Annotated in this window: 12 protein-coding genes and 1 pseudogene; 5 read left to right on the top strand and 8 right to left on the bottom strand. The window is 62.5% G+C overall.

Annotation, left to right across the window (positions count from 1 at the left end):
• Positions 1-79: 79 nt before the first annotated feature.
• Entirely contained in the window at positions 80-1,312 is a 1,233-nt protein-coding gene (locus ACILSQ_RS19040; protein ID WP_395745237.1) for a hypothetical protein, read from the bottom strand.
• A gap of 126 nt (positions 1,313-1,438) precedes the next feature.
• Between ACILSQ_RS19040 and ACILSQ_RS19035 the strand changes: the two genes are divergently transcribed.
• The 3 genes from ACILSQ_RS19035 (at position 1,439) to ACILSQ_RS19025 (ending at position 8,070) form a co-directional block, all read left to right on the top strand.
• Positions 1,439-3,544: an acetate--CoA ligase family protein gene (locus ACILSQ_RS19035; RefSeq protein WP_395745236.1), complete on the top strand. Its 2,106-nt coding sequence runs from the start codon at positions 1,439-1,441 to the stop codon at positions 3,542-3,544.
• Positions 3,545-3,729: 185 nt separating this feature from the next.
• The gene (locus ACILSQ_RS19030) at positions 3,730-4,938 is read left to right on the top strand and encodes an efflux RND transporter periplasmic adaptor subunit (protein ID WP_395745235.1); all 1,209 of its coding nucleotides are present in this window, start codon (positions 3,730-3,732) and stop codon (positions 4,936-4,938) included.
• A 6-nt stretch (positions 4,939-4,944) separates the two neighbouring features.
• Positions 4,945-8,070, top strand: coding sequence for an efflux RND transporter permease subunit (locus ACILSQ_RS19025; protein WP_395745234.1), 3,126 nt, complete (start codon positions 4,945-4,947; stop codon positions 8,068-8,070).
• 57 nt (positions 8,071-8,127) lie between these two features.
• Here ACILSQ_RS19025 and ACILSQ_RS19020 read toward each other — a convergent pair whose 3' ends face one another.
• The 7 genes and pseudogenes from ACILSQ_RS19020 to ACILSQ_RS18990 all read right to left on the bottom strand — a co-directional run bounded on the left by ACILSQ_RS19020 (position 8,128) and on the right by ACILSQ_RS18990 (position 14,601).
• Positions 8,128-8,652 (bottom strand): hypothetical protein, encoded by a 525-nt coding sequence (locus ACILSQ_RS19020; protein WP_395745233.1) that lies wholly within the window; start codon positions 8,650-8,652, stop codon positions 8,128-8,130.
• Between the two features lie 176 nt (positions 8,653-8,828).
• On the bottom strand, positions 8,829-10,091 hold the full coding sequence (locus tag ACILSQ_RS19015; protein WP_395745232.1) for a polysaccharide pyruvyl transferase family protein: 1,263 nt from the start codon (positions 10,089-10,091) through the stop codon (positions 8,829-8,831).
• Between the two features lie 131 nt (positions 10,092-10,222).
• Positions 10,223-10,873, bottom strand: a pseudogene (locus ACILSQ_RS19010) (DUF2625 family protein).
• A 30-nt stretch (positions 10,874-10,903) separates the two neighbouring features.
• Entirely contained in the window at positions 10,904-11,260 is a 357-nt protein-coding gene (locus ACILSQ_RS19005) for a hypothetical protein (RefSeq protein ID WP_395745231.1), read from the bottom strand.
• A gap of 31 nt (positions 11,261-11,291) precedes the next feature.
• Positions 11,292-12,137 (bottom strand): ferredoxin family protein, encoded by an 846-nt coding sequence (locus tag ACILSQ_RS19000; protein WP_395745230.1) that lies wholly within the window; start codon positions 12,135-12,137, stop codon positions 11,292-11,294.
• Between the two features lie 249 nt (positions 12,138-12,386).
• Positions 12,387-12,731, bottom strand: a complete 345-nt coding sequence (locus ACILSQ_RS18995) for a hypothetical protein (RefSeq protein ID WP_395745229.1) — start codon at positions 12,729-12,731, stop codon at positions 12,387-12,389.
• Between the two features lie 514 nt (positions 12,732-13,245).
• Entirely contained in the window at positions 13,246-14,601 is a 1,356-nt protein-coding gene (locus tag ACILSQ_RS18990) for a sigma-54-dependent transcriptional regulator (protein WP_395745228.1), read from the bottom strand.
• Positions 14,602-14,890: 289 nt separating this feature from the next.
• Here ACILSQ_RS18990 and ACILSQ_RS18985 point away from each other — a divergent pair, with 289 nt between their 5' ends.
• Together ACILSQ_RS18985 and ACILSQ_RS18980 are read left to right on the top strand one after the other, a co-directional pair.
• The gene (locus tag ACILSQ_RS18985) at positions 14,891-16,243 is read left to right on the top strand and encodes a hypothetical protein (protein ID WP_395745227.1); all 1,353 of its coding nucleotides are present in this window, start codon (positions 14,891-14,893) and stop codon (positions 16,241-16,243) included.
• Positions 16,244-16,409: 166 nt separating this feature from the next.
• Positions 16,410-20,090, top strand: coding sequence for an ATP-binding cassette domain-containing protein (locus tag ACILSQ_RS18980; protein ID WP_395745226.1), 3,681 nt, complete (start codon positions 16,410-16,412; stop codon positions 20,088-20,090).
• Positions 20,091-20,153: the final 63 nt, after the last annotated feature.

Below are 20,153 nucleotides of genomic sequence, written 5' to 3'. Positions count from 1 at the left end.
GCGGCGAGGTTTGGCGAGGAGCTTATCTGCGACGACTGCTACACCGAGTGCGGCTCCTGCTGCGCGGGGGGGGAGTAGCTCACTCCTTTTCCGGCACCAGCTTCAGTGCGAGCTTCCGGAAATCTTTCACGCGGTGAAACGTGGCGGTGTCTGCATCGTGCTGGTTCGGCGCCTTGATGCTGGAGCGGGCGATGATGGCGAGGTCATCGCCGTCCACCACGGGGCGTGCATACATGAAGGACTGGGAGATCTTGGGCGCCTGCGCGATGCAGCCTGCGGGGAACCAGTTCAGTCCATCGATGCTATATTGCAGCATGAGAAAGCGGCGGTCGTTGGCGCTGGGCTTCATTCGGTCTTTCTTCCGCGCCTCCGCCTGCCAGCCGAAGATGTCCTGGCTGTCCGCCACGAGATTGGCCGTGCACCAGAAAAGCCGGGAGGGCTCGTCCCGCAGTACGCAGAATTTGAGCTGGCCGCCTGGCATGGCGCTGAACTGGGTGAACTTCAGCTCCAGCTTGGTGCCGTCGTCCGTCGCATCAAACACGGTGCACAGACCCGCGACGGTCGGACGCTTGATCTTCGTCACCGCGAGCAGGCGCAGGCGGCCCTGCACCTCGATCACATTGGCTTCGAGAAACTGATCCGGCATGCTGGTGAACTTGGGATCGTAGAGACCTTCCGGCGTGCCGGGATAGGTCACGGGCTCGGAGATGCGCCAGGCCTTTGGGTTCATGGGGTCGCCCGTCAGATCTCCCGCGATGAGGCGTGGGCCGCGCCGCATGCCAAAGCTCATGTCATCAGTGGCCCAGTAGATGTGTTTCTCGTTTTGCACCATGCCTGTGTGGCAGTTCCAGTAATAGCCGGTGAAAAGCGTCACAGGAGTGGACCATGTCTTGCCGGCGTCATCGCTGCGCAGCAGCAGCAGGTCGGCATTGCGCTTTTTGCCGAGGCCCGCCTTGTTGGTGAAGAGGTACAGTTTGCCGGCATGCACCCACGGCGCGGCGGAGTAGTAGGGCAGGTCGGCGGTGTGCTGCCAGGTTTTGCCGCCGTCGCTGCTGCGCAGCATGTGGGTGACGCTGTGCTCCGCGCGGCGCTCCTCGCTCCACTTTTCCCGCGGCACCACCGGCACGGCGGCGATGAGCGTGCCGTCATCCATGCGTGCCAGCCCGGGGCCCTCCACATAGTATTCGGGATCCGGATTGTGCCAGACCACCACATGATCCTGCGCGAGAGGTTCGGCGGCCTGAGCCAGGGGCCAAAGGCTCAGCGCTGAAATGAAAAGAGAAGCTAGGGCGGGGCAGGGGAGTTTGATCATGCCGCCACAACGATGGAGGAGCCGCCATGTTGCAGCGGAGCCATTCGGGGAGCGCTGCCGCCAGAATGTTCGCAACAATGCGCAATCTGGGCCGAGACAGCACCTGCTCCATTCGTAGAGTCTGGCATGTCTCTCGCCTCCTTCTTCCAGCCACGCAGCATTGCCCTCATCGGCGCCACGGAACGCGCGGGCAGTGTCGGCCGTGCGATCTGGGACAATCTGCGCAGCTTTTCCGGCACCGTTTTTCCCGTGAATGCCAGGCGGTCGGAAGTGTGCGGCGTGAAGTGTCATGCGCACATCACCGCGCTGCCGGAAGTGCCTGAGCTGGCGATCATCGTCACGCCCGCGGCCACCGTGCCGGGGCTGGTCGAAGAAGCAGGCGCCGCGGGAGTGAAGGCCGTGGTGGTGATCTCGGCGGGCTTCAAGGAAACGGGCGCGGAAGGCGCGAAACGGGAGGCAGAGGCGAAGAACGCGGCGCTCCGGCACGGCGTGCGCCTGATCGGCCCGAACTGCCTCGGCCTCATGAATCCGCACTCCGGACTGAACGCCACCTTTGCCAGCAGCATGGCGCGGCCGGGACGGGTGGCCTTCCTGAGCCAGAGCGGCGCATTGTGCACGGCCATCCTGGACTGGAGCCATGATCAGCATGTGGGTTTCAGCGCCTTCGTTTCCACCGGTGCCATGGCCGATGTGGGCTGGGGAGATTTGATCCGGCATTTCGGCGATGATCCGCAGACGCAGAGCATCGTGATCTACATGGAGTCCGTGGGAGATGATGCGGCGGCGTTTCTGGCGGCGGCGCGGGCCGTGGCGGCGCAGAAACCCATCGTGGTGATCAAGGTGGGGCGCACGGCGGAGGCCTCGCGCGCGGCGGCTTCGCACACCGGAGCCATGACCGGCAGTGACGCCGTGCTGGACGCGGCGCTGCGCCAGAGCGGCGTGCTGCGTGTGGAGCGCATCGAAGAGCTCTTTGACATGGCCGAGGTGCTGGCGAAGCAGCCGCTGCCTGCGGGGCGCCGGCTCGCGATCGTGACCAACGCGGGCGGCCCCGCCGCCCTGGCGACGGATGCCCTGGTGCTGGGGCAGGGAGAGCTGGCCGAACTTTCGCAGCAGACCCTGACTGAGCTGAACACTCTGCTGCCCGCGAGCTGGAGCCACCACAATCCCGTCGATGTGCTGGGCGATGCGGATGCGCAGCGCTTTGCCAAGGCCCTGCGCCTGGTGGTGGCGGACCCGGGTGTGGACGGTGTGCTGGCCATTCTGACTCCGCAGGCCATGACGAATCCCGCTGAAACCGCGCGCGAGGTGGCGCGGATGGTGAGTGATCTGAGCAAGCCCCTGCTGGCGAGCTGGATGGGCGCGCAGAGTGTGCAGGAGGGGCGCGGCATTCTCAATGCGGCAGGTGTTCCCACCTATGACTACCCTGACGAAGCAGCGGAGGCCTTTGTGCGCATGCGCGAGCACCGTCTGCGGCGGGTCTGGCTCAGCGAAACTCTCAGCGCGCATGCCGACGATGATGATGTGGAGGCTCCGCCGCTTGTCGCCGGCATGATCGACACCGTGCTGAAAAGCGGGCGTACTTTGATGAACGAGCAGGAGGCCAAGCAACTACTGCAGGTGGCCGGCATCCCGGTGGTGGAGACGCGCGCGGCCTATGATGAAGAAGCGGCCGCCGCCGCGGCGGAGGCGCTGGGTTATCCCGTGGTGGTGAAGCTGCTCTCCCCCACCATCACGCACAAAAGCGACTGCGGTGGAGTGCAGCTCAATCTCCTGAACGCCACCGCAGTGCGGCAGGCCTGGCGGCTGATCCGTGAGAACGTGACGCGCCTTCATGGCCTGGCCGCTTTTGAAGGCGTGACCGTGCAGCGCATGATCACGCAGCGGGGCACCGAACTCATTCTTGGAGCCAGCACGGACGCGCAGTTTGGGCCGGTGCTCCTCATCGGCGCCGGTGGTGTTCTGGTGGAGGTGCTGAAGGATCACGCACTGGCGCTGCCGCCACTGAATCATGCGCTGGCACGGCGCTGGGTGGGACGGACGAAAATTGCGCGGGTATTGCAGGGCGTACGCGGCCAGCCCGCGGCGGATCTGGCCGCGCTGGATGATGCGCTGGTGCAGTTTGCACGGCTCGTGCAGCACGAGCGGCGCATTGTGGAACTCGACATCAATCCTCTCCTCGCGACGCCTGAGGGTGTGATGGCGCTGGATGCGCGGGTGGTGGTGCGGGCATGAGGCACGCGGAGCTGCCGTGTGCACGCACGGTTCGCGTAGTGAGATTTTCCCGCCTTTCTGTGGCGGCTGGCGCTGGTTTAAATCAGACGCAGCTCAAAGTTGGCAGATTCGTTGGTTGCTTGTATGGACGGGGCTGCGTGAGATCAGCGGCGTCCACATGGGCGCAGAAAACGAATTCCTTGAGCATGAAGACATTTTTGAAGCATTCCCTGGCTGCACTGGCACTGGGCCTCGTGAGCTGTGGGAAAAATCCCTCCGGTCCTCCTCCCGCGCCGCCCGGCCCGCCGCCGGTCATGGAAGTCGGCGTGCTGGTGATCAAGCAGACGCCGGTGACACTCACGCAGGATCTGCCGGGGCGCATTTCGGCCATTCGCGTGGCGGAGGTGCGCGCGCGTGTCAGCGGCATCGTGCTGAAGCGTCTTTTCAAAGAAGGCAGCGATGTGAAGGAGGGACAGGTGCTTTATGAGATCGACCCCGCCCAGTATGAGGCCCAGTACGAAAGCGCCCAGGGGACGCTGGCGCGTGCCGAGGCCAGCCTGAACTCGGCGCAGTTGAAGCTGAACCGCATGCAGTCTCTCATTGGTTCCCACGCGGTCAGCAAACAGGACTACGACGAGGCTTCCGGCAGCCAGCGCGTGAACCAGGCCGAGGTGCTTCTGGGCAAGGCCGCCGTGAAAACCGCGAAGATCAACCTGGACTACACCAAGGTGACCGCACCCATCACTGGCCGCATCGGCATCTCCCAGGTGACGGAGGGCGCTTATGTGCGCACAGATCAGGCCACGCTGCTCACCATCGTGCAGCAGCTTGACCGTGTGTATGTGGATGTGAACCAGCCCAGCAGCGACCTGCTGCGGCTGCGGAAGGCCATCGCCAGCGGCAGGCTCAAGGCGGACGCCTCCGGCCAGCCGCCCGTGAAGCTGGTGCATGAAAACGGCGACATCTACCCCGAGGAGGGAAAGCTGGAAGTGGCGGACGTGACCGTGAACACGCTGACCAATTCCGTGACCGTGCGCGCGGTCTTCCCCAATCCCCGTGGCGACCTGCTTCCGGGCATGTTTGTGCGCGCGCGCCTGGAGGAAGGAACTACACCGGACGCCATCCTGGTGCCGCAGCTCGCCGTGAGCCGCAATTCAAAGGGCGAGCCGACGGCGATGGTCGTGGGCGCGGAAAACAAGGTGGAGCTGCGTGTGCTGGAGACGCCGCGCGCCGTGGGCAATCAGTGGCTGGTCGCCTCCGGGCTGAAGCCAGGGGATCAGCTCATCATCAACAACCTGCAAAAAATCCGTCCGGGAGTCGAGGTCAAGGTGGCTCCCCAGACCCCGGCGCCTGCGGCATCAGAGCCCGCGCAGCCTCCTTCCAAAACCCCCGCGCCGTCCGCCCCCGCCAAGTAATTCACGATGTCACGCTTTTTCATCGACAGGCCCGTGTTCGCGTGGGTCATCGCCATCATCATCATGCTGGCGGGCGCGCTCTCCATTGAGACGCTGCCCATTGCGCAGTATCCCAGCATCGCGCCGCCCACGATCGCCATCATCGCCACTTATCCGGGCGCATCCGCGAAAACGCTGGAAGATACGGTGACGCAGGTCATTGAGCAGAAGCTCAACGGCATCGACCATCTGCGCTACATCGAGGCCTCCAGCACCTCGGACGGCACCGCCACCATCACCGTCACTTTTGATGGCGAGGCCAATGCCGACACCGCGCAGGTGCAGGTGCAGAACAAGGTGGCGCTGGCCATCCCCTCTCTGCCGCTGGAAGTGCAGCAGCAGGGGGTGCAGGTGAACAAATCCGTGCGCAATTTCCTCATCGTCGTCGGCCTCATCTCCACGGACGGCAGCATGAGCAACACCGACCTCGCCGACTACAATGCGAGTGTGATGCGCGATCCCATCAGCCGTCTGCAGGGTGTGGGGGAGATCCAGGCCTTCGGCACCCAGTATGCCATGCGCATCTGGCTGGACCCCGACAAGCTGACGAAGTACCAGCTTTCCACCAATGAAGTCATCGCTGCTGTGCGCGCGCAGAATGCGCAGGTCTCCGCCGGTGCGCTCGGGGCTCTTCCCGCCACGCAGGGCCAGCTGCTCAATGCCACCGTCATGGCGCAGAGCCGCCTGCAGACGCCGGAGCAGTTTGGCGACATCCTCCTGCGCGTGAGCCAGGATGGCTCGCGCGTCTTCCTGCGTGATGTCGCGCGCACGGAGCTGGGCAGTGAATCCTACAACGTCATGGCGCGCTACAACGGCATGCCGGCCAGCGGCATGGCCATCCGTCCCGCGCTGGGCGCCAATGCGCTGGAGACGGTGAACATCGTGAAGAAGAAGGTGGAGGAACTCTCCCAGTTCTTCCCGCCGGGCGTGAAGGCCATCTACCCCTACGACACCACGCAGTTCGTGCGCATCTCGGTGAAGGAGGTGGTGAAGACGCTCATCGAGGCCATCATTCTCGTGTTTGTGGTGATGTTTGTCTTCCTGCAAAGCTGGCGCGCCACGCTCATCCCCACCATCGCCGTGCCGGTGGTGCTGCTCGGCACTTTTGGTGTCATGGCGGCAGCCGGGTATTCCATCAATACACTCACCCTCTTCGGTCTCGTGCTCGCCATCGGGCTGCTGGTGGATGACGCCATCGTTGTGGTCGAAAACGTGGAGCGCGTGATGCAGGAGGAAGGCCTGCCGCCGAAGGAGGCCACGCGCAAGTCCATGGACCAGATCAGCGGCGCGCTCGTGGGCATCGGCCTGGTGCTCAGCGCGGCTTTTGTACCCATGGCCTTCTTCACCGGCTCCAGCGGTGTCATCTACCGGCAGTTCTCGCTGATCATTGTCAGTTCCGTGACGCTCTCCGTGCTCGTGGCTTTGATTCTCACGCCCGCGCTCTGCGCCACCCTGCTCAAGCCGGTGCCCAAGGATCATGGCATCAACAAGCGCGGTCCGTTCGGCTGGTTCAACCGCGCCTTTGAGCGTACGGCGGACGGCTATGCTTACGCTGTGGGGAAGTTCCTGAAGCACTACGTGCTCGCGCTCATTCCGTATGCGGCCATCGCCGCCGCCGTGGTTTTTCTCTTCGAGCGCGCGCCCACCGGCTTCCTGCCAGACGAAGACACCGGCGTGCTCTTCGCCATGGCCCAGCTTCCGCCCGGCTCCACTCGCGAGCAGGCGGATGACGTGCTGAAGAAAATGGAGAAGCATTTCTTCGAAGAGGAGAAGGACGTGGTCGAAGGCGGTTTCGGAGTTCTTGGCTTCAGCTTCAGCGGCAACGCGCAGAACCAGGTGCTCATGTTTGTGAAGCTCAAGCCCTGGGAGGAGCGCAAGCTTCCCTCGCAGAAAGTGAAGGCCATCCACGGGCGCGCCATGGCCAAATTCATGCAGATCAAAGAGGCCATGGCCTTTGCCTTTGCTCCGCCTGCGGTGCTGGAGCTCGGTACGGCGACCGGCTTTGACATGCGGCTCGTCGATCTCGGCGGACTCGGGCACGACGCGCTGATGGAGGCCCAGGGCCAGCTTCTCGGCATGTCGATGAAGAATCCCATTCTCGCCTCCGTGCGTCCCAACGGTCTTGCCGACACCTCAGTTTACCAGATCGAGGTCGATAAGGAAAAAGCCAGCGCGCTGGGCCTCTCTCTGGCCGACATCAATGCCACCATCAGCACCGTCCTCGGCTCCACCTACGTCAATGACTTCATCGACAAGAACCGCGTGAAACGCGTGATGATGCAGGGGGACGCCCCTTTCCGCATGCTGCCGGAAGACATCAACCGCTGGTATGTGCGCAATCTCCAGGGAGGCATGGTGCCTTTCTCCGCCTTCACCAACGCCTCCTGGAAAATGGGCTCGCCCAAGCTGGAGCGCTTCAATGGCTCGCCCTCGCTCTCCATCCTCGGCGAACCCGCCCCCGGCCACAGCTCCGGCGAGGCCATCAAGGAGATCGAGCGCCTGGCGAAAACGCTGCCTCCTGGCATTGGCGTCGCCTGGGCGGGCCTCTCCTATGAAGAGCAGCTCTCAGGCTCCAAATCCGCTCAGCTCTACATCATCGCGCTGCTCATGGTCTTCCTCTGCCTGGCGGCGCTGTATGAAAGCTGGGCCATCCCGTTCTCGGTGATGATGGACATGCCGCTGGGAGCGCTGGGCGTCGTCGCCGCCACACAGTGGCGCGGCATGCCCAATGACATCTACTTCCAGATCGGCCTCATCACCATCATCGGCCTCTCCGCCAAAAACGCCATCCTCGTGGTGGAATTCGCCAAGGAGCATTTCGATCAAGGCGCCACCCTCATCGATGCCGCGCTGCATGCCGTCCGCCAGCGCCTGCGCCCCATCCTCATGACCTCCATCGCCTTCGGCCTCGGCGTGCTTCCGCTCGCCATCAATACCGGCGCGGGTTCCGGCAGCCAGAACGCCATCGGCACCGGCATTGTGGGCGGAGCGGTGACGACGACGCTGCTCGGTCTCTTCTTCGTGCCGTTGTACTTTGTGGTGATCCTGCACCTGTTCCGCGTGAAGCCGCTGAAGGCGGCTCAAACAAAGTAGTCAAGAGGTTCGCTTCGAGGCTTCGCAGCAGCTCGTTCTGGAGAGCCACCCAAAGCTTCAATCCGTCATTACCCACGAACGCGTGCCCGGGAAGTATTCGTGGCGGTACCAAGACGGCTGGAAAAACAGGGTGTAAGTCCCGTCAGGTCGCGGCTTGTAGGAAATCTCATGCAGTTTGTGCGAGGAGTGGGGCAATGAGCCTTCGATCACGTTGAGAGAATCTGGCAGCTTGCCGTGAGAGCGCTGGTGCTCGGCGATCGCTCCAGCCAGCGCTTCCACCCGCTCTTTTGTCGGTCTCAGGTCGGCTTTGCGCAGCGAGTTTCCCGCCACTGATGACAGGATGAAAAGTGCTACCAGTCCAAGGCTTTCACGAAGCGCCCGGGACAGACGCTTCGTCAGCAGCCCTTTCAGCCAGATCAACACAAACACAGCACAGCCCACGGTCAGGGCGAGGAGGAGCAAAGCCGCCGAGTGCCAGGCATCTTCACCCTGCCAGAATGTCTGCAGCGTCAGCGCGGCCATGATCCCACTGAGGCCGGGGAGCAGCCAGCGGCGGGCAGGCGAAGAAGAGAGATCAGACAAGAATGACACTGGCTTAATGGGGGGCTGGATAGGAACGTTTTGAAAAATGCAGGAAGAGTCTTTTAACCGCTGATGAGACGCTGATATGACGCTAATGCAGAATTCCGGAATGCCTTTATCAGCGTCTGATTAGCGTCATATCAGCGGTTAGGACTTCTGAGAAAGTTCTCCGGATATCACGCCTTGATCACACCCTTCAGCACCTTCATCTGCGCCGCCGCCCGTTCTTCCACGAACGCCATCGCTTTCTTCACCTTCGCCTGTGCGGCTGCGTAGTCTTTGTGGATGCCCATGAGGATATCGAACATCTTGGTGGCGGGGGTGGAGTCGAATTCGGGGGCCCATTCTTCGAGGCCGATGTCCTTGAACATCCAGCACTTCGGCGAGTGGAACTCCGAAAACGTGTGCATCATCGGCGTGCCCATCGCCAGGGCCATGATGGGCGTGTGCGGCTCGTGGCAGATGACGGTGTGAGCGCGGGCGTAGAAGGAGCAGGCTTCGTCCACGTTCCAGAATTCGTCGAAGTTCACCACGTAGGGTTTCAGATCGTCCGGCAGGGTGTCGTAGATGAACTTTTTGTTGTACTCCATCTCCTTCCGCACCTCGGGGGCGATGACGACTTTGAAGCCGGTCTCTTTGACCCACATGGCGATGAGGTCTTGATAAACCTTCGCGCGGCGGGTGTCGTCGGCGATGTTCTCCGGCGTCGGGTGCAGCGGGTTGAGCTTCTGCGGTCGCTTGTCATCCACGCCCGGGCTGCTGGGCGAGTGCGTGCGGAGCTGGATGGTGATGAACTTCTTCTCCTCCAGCCCGTGCTTCTTCATTCGCGCCAGCGCCTTCTCATCGTCCCGCACGTCGATGCCAAAGCACCCATCCGGCCCGAACTCCAGCACTGGCGGCTTCACGCCCGTGTCCTGCAGCAGCTTCAGCGTCTTGGAATCGCGGCAGTAGATGTAGGCCGCGCTGTTCAGCAGAGCGATGTGTTTCTCCGCATCCTTGCCCGTGACCATGTCCGGGAAATACGACTGCCCCTGCAAGCCCCAGGGCTTGCCGATCTTCTGGCAGAAGGCCATGAAGTCGGTGCTCTGGCCCATGCCCGGCCCTTGGAGGAAGAAGTCGCACTTCTTCACCGCTTCCTGCACCGCGCCGCCTTCTTTGGAAAGATAGCCCTTCACGATCTCCAGTTTCGGAAACCGCTTCATCAGCATGGCGTCCACCGCTTCATTGGTGTTTGCCGCCCACAGCACGACGCGTGCTTCTGGGAGGTATTGCTCCAGGAAGCGGAGCGTGCCCGGAGTGTGACCGATGTCGCCGATGTTTTTGGTGGCCCAGCCGCAGTGGAGGAGGACGGTTTTTTGGGAGGCAGCAGCGGTTTGCGCGAAGGCGGAGGAACCGAGGGCGAGGGCGGAGGTGCGGAGGAAACGGCGGCGGGTGGGCATGGGAAATTGCGTGGGATAAGTGTCGGTAAATGACATTTTGCGAGGTTACAACACACAAGCAGCTGCTTAGATTCAGCACGACTGCATAGCTGAACCACAAAATAAAAGCCCTTTTCGTTATTCAATGTCTTTCAGGCTGGATAGCCGTCGAGTTGCCGTGCCACGGAGAGCTGAGAGGCCCAGGTCTCGGAGACTGGCACATCGCGTATATGCGTAGGTGGAAGCATGCGTTCAGCCGTCCAAAGCGGTGGGTAGAAAAAGAGGCAGCGGTCAGGTGCCATTCGCGAGATGACCTCCTCGCAACCTAGCCATGCCATGTCTTCGTAAAAGTCCTCGAAGTCAGTGCAGGCCCAGATCAAAAATTGGGTGTAAGTGCATTCCAATGCCTCCCATCGAAGGCTCCGAGGCGAGAAGTAATAAATCTGGCTGGCATCTGGTCCCAGAGCGCCGCCGTTCAGCGCAAAAAAACCGCCGAATACATCATCTGCCACTAGATAAAAACCAGATGATCTGTCCAGGTTCCAGTCTGGTAAAGTGCGAGGAATCGCTGGGCTGCCGGAGCCTAGAATTCGGAGCCATCCACCGAGTACTGAAATTCCTCACGTGTGATAGGAGATGGCTCCCGTGGGCGACCGAGTCGTCACCTGCGTGCGATGCAGAACGTCTGCTGCCGCAGACGAGGCAGGATGTAGGGCACAACGCCCCGGACATTTCAGCGCCGTTTCAGTCACAAAGGGCAGGGCTGACTCAGCCTCGTTGATCAGCTCATTGAGTGGACGCATGACGTCACCTAACGTGATCGGGGGGGCAACTCATTCTAGAACAGCAAGCAGTTTTTCAACGGTGTGTTTGCAGCCGTCCCGCCACTCCACTTTCACTTGTTCTGGCCAGGGGGTAAACCCCCACATGCTTTCGTTGACGAATGGCATATCAAGCCTCTGTGCCCATTTTAAAACATTGGACTTGCTGATTTGGTACGCTCCCCCATGTTGGGCGATGACGGTAGCAAGCATGGCGATATTCGCTCTCACGCCAGAAATATCCACGCCACAAAATCCGGCGGAATTCAGAGAACTCTCGATGCGTTGCTCAAGCCAAGCGACCAACGCGTAACGCTCATCAAGCGCTCCGTCCTCCTCCATCTCGCCGATTTCGTATCCATCAGTCATTTGGCAAAATCTCTCGGCCGAACGGTCATACCTACTGCGCCGCCAACGCCGCCGCAGCCTTCGCCTTCGCAATCTCCGCCTTCTTCAAAATCTCTTCCGTGCTCGGAAGGCTGGCGAGGACGTCGGCGGGGATGAAGCCGTCGCCGACGAGTTTGGTGAGGCATTTTTTGCGCTCATCGAGGGCTTTGTCGGGGCTGCGTTCTTTGCTGAAGCGGGATTTGGCGGCGGCGCTGCGGTCTTTGAGGGCGGAGTAGATGTCGCCGCCGAGGAGGGAGGAGATGTCCACTTTGATCTTCTCGCGTCCGGCTTCCTGCTCGTTGATCTCGTCGCCGTTGATGGGGCCGGCCTGATACTTGGGGAACATGATGGCGACTTCCGGGCAGACGCGGGAGCAGGCGGGGCAGTTGGTCTTGCAGTTGTCGTTGTTTTGCACCTGGATCTTGTTGTCGTCGCTGACGCCATAGACATCGAAGAGGCAGAAGCTGAGGCACTGCATGCAGTTGGTGCAGCGGGAGTAGTCGATGACGGGGAACCAGGGCTTCCACTTGCCGGGTTCGTTCATGGTTTTCTCGCCGCGTGATTTGTCCACGAGGGCTACGATGGCCTCGGGCTCCAGACCGGTGATGTCGCGGGTGTCTATGGCGACTTTTCCGGTGGCGTCTTCCAGCGCGGGGGCCCGGCCTTCAAACAGGCCCAGCACCAGCAGGCTGCGCTCGTCATGCGGCATGGTGGTGGCGCTCTGGCCGCTGCGGGTGACGGTGTAACCTTTGTCGAGCAGGGCCATCATGACCTTGGCACGCGCCTCGGCGGGAAGCTGGATGCTACCGCTGCCTTCATAAAGGACGACGCGGAGGGGGCGGTGGGTGTGGGTGATCATCGGATGAGCTAGGGGGCTAATGGACGGGCAAGGCGGGGGAGGAATGACGAAACCAGAATGGCGAATGACGAATGAATGACGAAGCTCGAAGTGTCCATGAAGGACAATGCGGTGTCATCGCGCATTCGAACTTGGTCATTGGAACTTCATTCGTCATTCCTCATTGATTCGCTACGCTCACCCTGCGGGTTCCTTTCAGTCGTCTGTCTCACTTCGTTCGGCTCTGGTTTCGTCATTTTTTGAGAAGGGTCAAACAGCGGTCAAAGCTGGCGCACTCAGCAGCGCATCCGCAATCTCCTGCGCCGTCTGTGTGCGCATGTTCAGGATCTCCGCATCATCGGGCAGGGGAGTGCCCGCCTGCTGGAAGAGGCCCTTCACGGCGCGGGGGTAGCAGGCGGCGATGCGGAGCTTGCCACAGGATGCGATGGCTTTGAGGCGGGGATCGCGGTGGGCGGCCATCTCGCAGAGGTCGGAGACGGTTTCAAAGCTGGTGTCCGAGGCGCAGAGCTTTTGCAGGACGTCGTTCTTCACGCCGGATGGAACGACCTGGGCGTAGGCACAGCGGCAGTAGAGGATGGTAGCGGGGGTGCTCAAATGGAGGGGAATGGGAAGTTCTAATGTGGGCGCAGGGGAGGGGCTCTGCAACCTTCGGAAACGATTGCTGCTGAGAACACTGAACGGGCCGGGACGATGCGGAGATTCGGAGAACGCTGAGATTTTGATTTTTCGTGCCACCAACGGTTGAAAGGAGGGCTGGCTTCATTTCGAAAGCGGAGAGCCATGGAGGGCGTTGCAGTGGATGAACGCGGAGCGTTGAGGGATCAGGATGATCCCTCTCCTGCCGGAGGGCCGGGTCCGGGGCAGAGGCTCTGCAGATTGCTTGGATCAGAGGGCTGGTAAAAGATTTTAGACCCAGAGGTTTGGAAAAATCTTTTACCGCCCATTTTTTACCAACCAGTCGGGCCGGGGACACCCCCGGCGTTGAATTGGTTGAAGTTGTTGAAGCAGCTTGCAGGAAGCCGGGTTGGCACTGGAAGCGGCTCCCCGAAAAACACAAAGCCGGCCCTGCGGCCGGCTTCATGCCCTGACTGAATTCTTCGGCCGCCTCCTATGAGGTGGTCTTGCGCTCCACATTCAGCCCCATCTTGCGGTACAGGGTGGCGATGGAGACGCCCAGCATGCTGGCCGTCTTCTCGCGGGAGCCGCTGTTGTACTTGAGGGTTTCCTGAATGAAGGCGCGCTCCTGGCCCTTGATGAAGTCGTCCAGCGTGGAGCCGATGGGCAGCTTGGTGATGCCCTCGTTGGTGGAAGGGGTGGGGACCTCGATCTGCTGCGTCACCTTGGTGGGCAGGTCGGAGGGGCGCACGCGGTCGTTTTCGGCAAAGGCGCAGGCGCGCTCGATGGCGTTGCGCAGCTCGCTCACGTTGCCCGGCCAGGTGTACTTCTCCAGAAACTCGATGGCGCTGGTCTCGATGGTCTTGGGCTTGGTGTCTGTGCGGTCGGCCAGGTCCTTGAGGAAGTGCTCCACCAGGGGCTTCACATCCACGCGGCGCTCGCGCAGCGGCGGGATCTTGAGCGGAACCACGGAGAGCTTGTAGAAAAGGTCCTCGCGGAATTTGCCCGCCTTCACCGCGTCTTCCAGCGAGACGGTGCTGGAGACCACCAGGCGGAAGTCGCCGCTGCTGGATCCGGTGCCCCAGCTTTTCTTGGACTGCGCCTCATCGAGGAAGGTGTTAAGCTGGGCCTGGATGCGGGCGGGGAGCTGGTTCACCTCCGCCAGATGCACGGTGCCGCCGGAGGCGCGGTTGAAGATGGCCGTCTGGCCGAAAAGCTCCGTTTCCAGGGCGTCTTCCGGCATGGCGCTGCACTGCAGTTCTTTGTAGGGGGCGCTGCTGCGGCGGCTGGCCTCATGCAGGGCGCGGGCCACCATGTGCTTGCCCACGCCAAATTCGCCTTCCAGCAGCACCGGGCTGTCGTTGTTTGCCACACGGCGCACGATGTCAAAAATGCGCTGGATCGCATCGCTGTGACCGATCAGCTTGGAGGCTGAAGCGGAGCGCAGGGTGGTGCTGGGAATGCTGGTAGGCGTGGCGGCGGCGATGCCGTTGCGCTGCAGCGCCTGGTTCACCGTCTTGATGAGGTCGCCCAGGTCAAAGGGCTTGGTGAGGTAGTCAAAGGCGCCCAGGCGCATGGCCTCCACGGCGGTCTCAACGCTGCCATGGCCGGTGACCATGATGACGGCGGTGCTGGGGAACTGGTCCCGGCACATGCTGACGAGATCGAGGCCGTTCACATCGCCAATGCGGAGGTCCACAATGACGAGGTCGGGCTGGTTGGAGCGAATGGCCGCGATGCCATCAATACCGGTGGTGCAGCCGAACACTTGGTGCCCCGCCGCTTTGCAGAGCTTGGTCATGAGCTCCAGAATCGCGGCTTCGTCGTCTATGATTACTAGTTTAGCCATATTATTTTCGTGAAGTGAGAGGCATGGTTGATTGTTAAATAAGCTAAACGGCTCGCAGGATTGCGTCAATCCCGGATTCTCAAAAAAGAGAATGAAGGCTCAGAGTGACCAAAAAAGGACCTTGTTTTAGAGGGCTTCCCGCAGGTGACTGGAAGAAGTTTGTGGGTGCTGTCAGGCTCCCACTCCGCGATTTTTACACAAGGGCTCGAAGCGGCGGCGTTGGGGCATTGAAACTCTCGTTCCCGAACTGGGTTTCAGCTCCCGCAGTCAACCTAAACAGCACTCTCCTATGAAACCAAAGACCAACCGATTGTCCTGCCTGTGCGGGGCGCTGGCCCTCAGCGCCGCCCCTCTGCTGGCCCAGGACGCCAAGCCTGCTGACCCCGCCGCGCCTCCTCCGGTGGCGGCTCCCCGCAGGGACATGCCCTCGGCCCCTCCAGGACCGCCGGCCCAGCCACGCCCAGAAGAGCGCCGTGATGGCAATGGCCCCCAGCCTGGCGATCTCCGTGAGCCGCAGCGGGACGGCCAGCGCGGCCCACGCGAGGGCGCGGAGCCGCAGCGCGACCGAGGCCCGGTGAATCCACCGCCCAATGGCGGTCCGGGACCGATGAATCCACCCGACGCCCGCGGTCGCACCCCCGACCAGGGGCCAGGACATGGACGCGAGGGCTTTCGCCGTCCGCCCATGGACGGCCAGCCAGGAGCCGAGCCCCAGCGAGGTGGCCCGCAGCCGCAGGGAAATCCGGGGCCGGTGAATCCCCCGCATGAAGGACACAGGGGGCAGCCGCCTATGGGCGGGCGTGATGCTTTCCGTCAGCCTCCGGCACCGCAGGGGCAGGGGCAGCGTGGTTTCCAGCCGCGGAGCGAAGGCCGCGCGCCGCAGTCCTTTTCCCAGCCGGGCACATTTGGAGCACCGCGTGGTGGTGAGGGCTTCCGTCCTCAGGGCGGACCTCAGCCTGGACACATGCACCGCGGCCGTGGTCACGGGGCACAGGGCGGCAGGGGCATGGGGCGCGGCTTCGGCCGTCGCTTTGGCGGCCGCCAGCAGCCGCAGCAGTTTGGCGGCCCGCGTGACGATCTGAGATTCGGCAGTCCGCGCAGCAGTCCTGCGCCGCGCTTTGATCAGCATCGCGGCCCCGGCCCCCAGCAGTTCGGACAGCCGCGTGGTGGCGAGCACCCGGGCCCAAACTCGCAGCACTTCCACCGTCCCATGCCCCAGCCGCAGCCCGGCATGAATTTCGGGAATCAGGGACCTGGACCACAGGCGTTCGGCGGCGGGCAGCATCACGGCCCGGGCCCGCAGCCTTTTCAGGGACCCATGCACCAGCATCAGCACCAACCACAGCCCGGTATGCCCGGTGGAAACCAAGGGCCTGGACTGCAGCCGTTTGGACAGCCGCAGGGCGGTGGGCACCCTCATGGCCCCGGCCCGCAGTCCTTCCAGGGGCCGATGCACCAGCATCAGTACCAGCCGCAGCCCGGCATGAACGGTGGAAACCACGGCCCAGGGGCTGGTCCGCAGCCAGGCGGCCATCCGTACTTTGCACCACCGATGAACCCGGGCGAACGCGCCCCGCAGGGCCCGCCGCCGATGCGGCATCAGCGTGGCTTCGAAGGCGACCGGCGGGATCGCAGTGTGTGAGTTTGCGAGAGTGTTGAGTTCTGCGCGATGGCGGCCCGGACAACCGGGCCGCTTTTTTTTGCATCTTTGCGCGCGGCATTTGCGTCTGGTGAGTTGTGTTTGCACAAACGAACTCCATAGTCGCGTCCGCCCCGCGGCCCCCATGGGCTGCCCCGAAACCCACCGCATGAGCCTGGTCAAAAAACTCGCCAAAAAGTTAAGCCCGAACGCGCAGCCCTCTGCGAACGGCGCTGACGGCCCGGCGGAGTTGCCATGGTGGTCGCTGGATCGTTGGGCCCACCTTTGGAATGGCAAGACCCCGGGATCCGCCGCAGCGGCTGCTTCTGCTGCCACTGCCGCCACGGCCAACACCATGCTGCCGGTGCTCATCGAAGTTTTCGCCGCCTTCAGCAAGCTGGACGGCAACATTGAGGAGGAGGAAGTCGAATCCAGCCTCGGCTACCTGCGCTATGACTACCCTGAGGCCATCTACGCCGACATGCGCCGCCTCTACTTTGAGGCCCTGCAGGAGCCGCAGGACCTGACGCAGCGCGCCAAGGAGCTGAGCCAGAAGCTCACGCAGGAGCAGAAGATCCTGCTGGGCGTGCAGTTGTACCTGCTCATCTCCCGCGCGCAGCAGAACCAGCGGCAGATGGTGGAGTTCTACCTCTTCATGACGAACCTGGGCATCGCCGCCCAGGCCATCGACATCGTCTATCAGCTCAATGCCGGGGACAAGCCGCCGGAGGAGGGCTTTTCCACGAAAGGCGGCCAGCCGCTGGACACCCTGCGCATCGGCGCCACGAAAAACTGCGATGTGCTGCTGCGCTCGCTTTCAGACGACTGCTCCGTGGTGGCCTTCCGGTTTCAAAACCTCGTGCTGCTGAAAAACACCGGCAGCATCTCCATTCTGGTACGCAGCCGGCGGCAGCCCCCAGGGGAGTTTTCCCGGCTGTATCCCGGCGAACGCGTGGTGCTGGAGGACGTGACGCTGGACTACAATGACCTGCTCACCTACTTCAACTCCAAGAAGACCCTCTCAGGCACCCAGATCTACCTCACGCTGACGGAGAATGGCAGCGCGGAGATCGCCCCTCAGCGTGCGCGAGGTACGAACCTGCGCCTCAGCTTTGGCCTGGGTGTCACCGTGGAGGCGCTGCGCACCACCAAGGCCACCCTCAATGGCGTCGTGCTCAGCAGCGGCACCGTGGTGGAGGCCAGCATCGAGGACAGCATCATCGCCCATGGGGAGGTGGAGATCGCCCTGCGCGATCTGCGCGTGCGCGCGCAGGAGTTTGGCGGCCAGTTTCGCCTGGAGGGCAGCCGCAACACCTACCTCGTCTCCAACAAGCCCGAGCTGCTGGACGAGGGGGACATTCTCCTCTCTGAAGACACAGACGGCGAAATCCTCCTGCGCATCGAGTGCAACTACGCGCAGAAGACCGGCGTGCTGGAGGTGCTGCGCTCTTCGCGCCCGCTCTACATCGGCCTCATTCCGGTGCGTGACCGCATCAACCTCAATGACGGCGACACCATCACTCTGGGGGAGGGACAGTACCTGCGCTGCCACTTTGCCGACCGCATCATTGAGGAGGAGCGCAACACCGTGCGCCAGATCGAAGTGCGCGAGCTCAGCCACCGCTTCGACGGCCGCGACACCGCGCAGGATGGCGTGAGCTTCCTGGCCCGGCGCGGGGAGATGATCTGCGTCATGGGTCCCAGCGGCTGCGGCAAGAGCACACTGCTGCGCATCCTCGGCGGCCAGCTCAAACCGAAGGGCGGAGAGGTGCTCATGAACGGCATGGCGCTGTATGAGAACCTGCACAACCTCACTCCTTACATCGCCTACATTCCTCAGGAGGATGCCTTTGATCCGCTGCTGAAGGTGCAGGAAAACCTGGATTTTTCAGTCTCCGTGCGCTGCCCGCATCTCAAGACCGAGGAGCGCCGCAAGCGCGTGGATGCCAAGCTGGCCGAACTTGGCCTGGCCGACCTGCGCGACCGCCTGGCCGGCACAGCGCAGCAGAAGTTCCTCAGCGGTGGCGAGCGCAAGCGCCTCAACGCCGGCCTGGACATGATCGGCATCTCCGACGTGTACCTCTTTGACGAGCCTACCTCCGGCCTTTCATCCAAGGACAGCGAGCACGTGCTGGAGATCATCCGCAGCCTCGCGCGCAACAAGATCGTCATCACCTCCATTCACCAGCCCAGCTCGCGCCTGCTGCAGATGTTTGACAAGGCCCTGCTCTTGGACAAGGGCGGCAAGCTGGCCTACTACGGCACGCCGCAGGGCATGATCGAGTACTTCTGGCGTGTGTACCACACCGAGACGGGCCAGTCTGGCGATGCCGAGGCGCAGCCGCCGAACAATCTGACTCCCGACTTCGTCTTCGACGTGCTCGAAACTCCGCTGCGAGACATCAGCGGGGACATCATCCACGAGCGCAGTGCGGACGGGCATCTGGTGGCCGCGCGCCGGTTCCCGCCGAACTTCTGGCGGGACTCCTACCAGCGCCACCTCATCATGGAGAGCATGGCCAAGCAGCGCGCCGCTCCAGGGAGCACCAGCCTCATCGCCCGGCCCAAACGGGACGAAAGCCACAGCGCCAGCCGCATGCGCAGCACGCCCAAGCCGCCGAAGCACACCTTCCGTGAGGAGAGCATTCTGTTCTTCACCCTGCTCAAGCGCGCCTTCCTCAGCAAGCTGCGCAACCGCACCAACCTGCTGACGACCCTGCTGGAGGCGCCGCTGCTCGCCTGGCTCATCTCCAGCGTGCTGAAGTACTCGGAGGAGAAGCATTACACCTTTGCCACCGCCTTCCACATCCCCACGTATCTCTTCATGAGCCTCGTGGTGGCCATGTTCCTGGGGCTGACCAACAGCGCCGATGAGATCATCCGCGACCGCCACACGCTGAGCCGGGAACGCAATCACAACCTGCGGACGTTCTACTACCTCAGCGGCAAGATCATCTCGCTCTCCACCTTTGCGCTGATTCAGTGCGTCATCTACCTGCTCATTGGCAACTGGGTGCTGGAGATCCGCGACATGTTTCTCATCCACCTATGGTGGATGTTCATGACCTCCCTCACGGGCGTTTGTCTCGGCCTCTTCATCTCCAGCATCGTCAGCGACAACCGCACCGCGGTGAACGCCATCCCGCTCATCCTTATTCCGCAGATCATTCTGGGTGGTGCCCTGATCAAATATGAGGAGATGAACAAGAACCTCGACCTGGTGTACTCGGTGAGCCGCTGGCTGCGGAAATCCGGCAACGACGAGGAAAACGCCAGCAAGCTCAAGGTGCCCTTCATCTGCCAGTTCATGCCGCTGCGCTGGTCCTATGAGGGCATGGTCATCTCCCAGTCCAAGCTCAACCCGCTCACGCGCAATCAGGACTTTCTGGACGAGCGCATCCAGTCCCTGGTGCCGCCTTCAGGCGCGGACATGAACGACCGCCAGCGCCACGAGCTGGAGCTCACCAAGCAGTCCCTCGCCGTGGTGTCGGGTCTCTACGCCGAAAATCCGCGGGAAATTTCCAAGCGCCTCGGCACCATCCGCGATGCCGTCATCAGCGGCCGCATCGAGCCCCCCATGCTGGACCGCATGCTGGAGCAGAACGACGGCGTCAGCGCCGAGGAAATCTACGTGAACCGCAAGGTGCTCGACCTCGTGACCAAGGCCGAAATGGAGCGCGAAGACTACCGCCGCAAAAACAGCCCCAACGTCTTCTTCGGCACCCGCAAGACCTACCTCGGCACCAAGTACAACACCCTCTGGATCAACAGCATCGTGATCCTGTTCACCCTGGCGCTCATCATCACCGCCGTGGAGATCAGTTTGAGACGGCAGCTGACGAAGGTGTAGGGCGGCGAGGCCCGTACGATGGCCATTCCTGTCCGTCGGTCAGCGCCTTCACAGTCTTGAGCG

Source organism: Prosthecobacter sp. (assembly GCF_044227185.1).
GTDB lineage: Bacteria > Verrucomicrobiota > Verrucomicrobiia > Verrucomicrobiales > Verrucomicrobiaceae > Prosthecobacter.
The sequence above is the reverse complement of the archived record's forward strand: the minus strand, read 5'-3'. Positions and strand labels throughout refer to the sequence as shown.

Coding starts and splice junctions, on each gene's coding strand:
- ACILSQ_RS19030 (WP_395745235.1), top strand. CDS start 3,730: ATGAAGACATTTTTGAAGCATTCCCTGGCTGCACTGGCACTGGGCCTC.
- ACILSQ_RS19025 (WP_395745234.1), top strand. CDS start 4,945: ATGTCACGCTTTTTCATCGACAGGCCCGTGTTCGCGTGGGTCATCGCC.
- ACILSQ_RS18980 (WP_395745226.1), top strand. CDS start 16,410: ATGAGCCTGGTCAAAAAACTCGCCAAAAAGTTAAGCCCGAACGCGCAG.
- ACILSQ_RS19005 (WP_395745231.1), bottom strand. CDS start 11,260: ATGACTGATGGATACGAAATCGGCGAGATGGAGGAGGACGGAGCGCTT.
- ACILSQ_RS19035 (WP_395745236.1), top strand. CDS start 1,439: ATGTCTCTCGCCTCCTTCTTCCAGCCACGCAGCATTGCCCTCATCGGC.
- ACILSQ_RS18985 (WP_395745227.1), top strand. CDS start 14,891: ATGAAACCAAAGACCAACCGATTGTCCTGCCTGTGCGGGGCGCTGGCC.
- ACILSQ_RS19040 (WP_395745237.1), bottom strand. CDS start 1,312: ATGATCAAACTCCCCTGCCCCGCCCTAGCTTCTCTTTTCATTTCAGCG.
- ACILSQ_RS19015 (WP_395745232.1), bottom strand. CDS start 10,091: ATGCCCACCCGCCGCCGTTTCCTCCGCACCTCCGCCCTCGCCCTCGGT.
- ACILSQ_RS19000 (WP_395745230.1), bottom strand. CDS start 12,137: ATGATCACCCACACCCACCGCCCCCTCCGCGTCGTCCTTTATGAAGGC.
- ACILSQ_RS18990 (WP_395745228.1), bottom strand. CDS start 14,601: ATGGCTAAACTAGTAATCATAGACGACGAAGCCGCGATTCTGGAGCTC.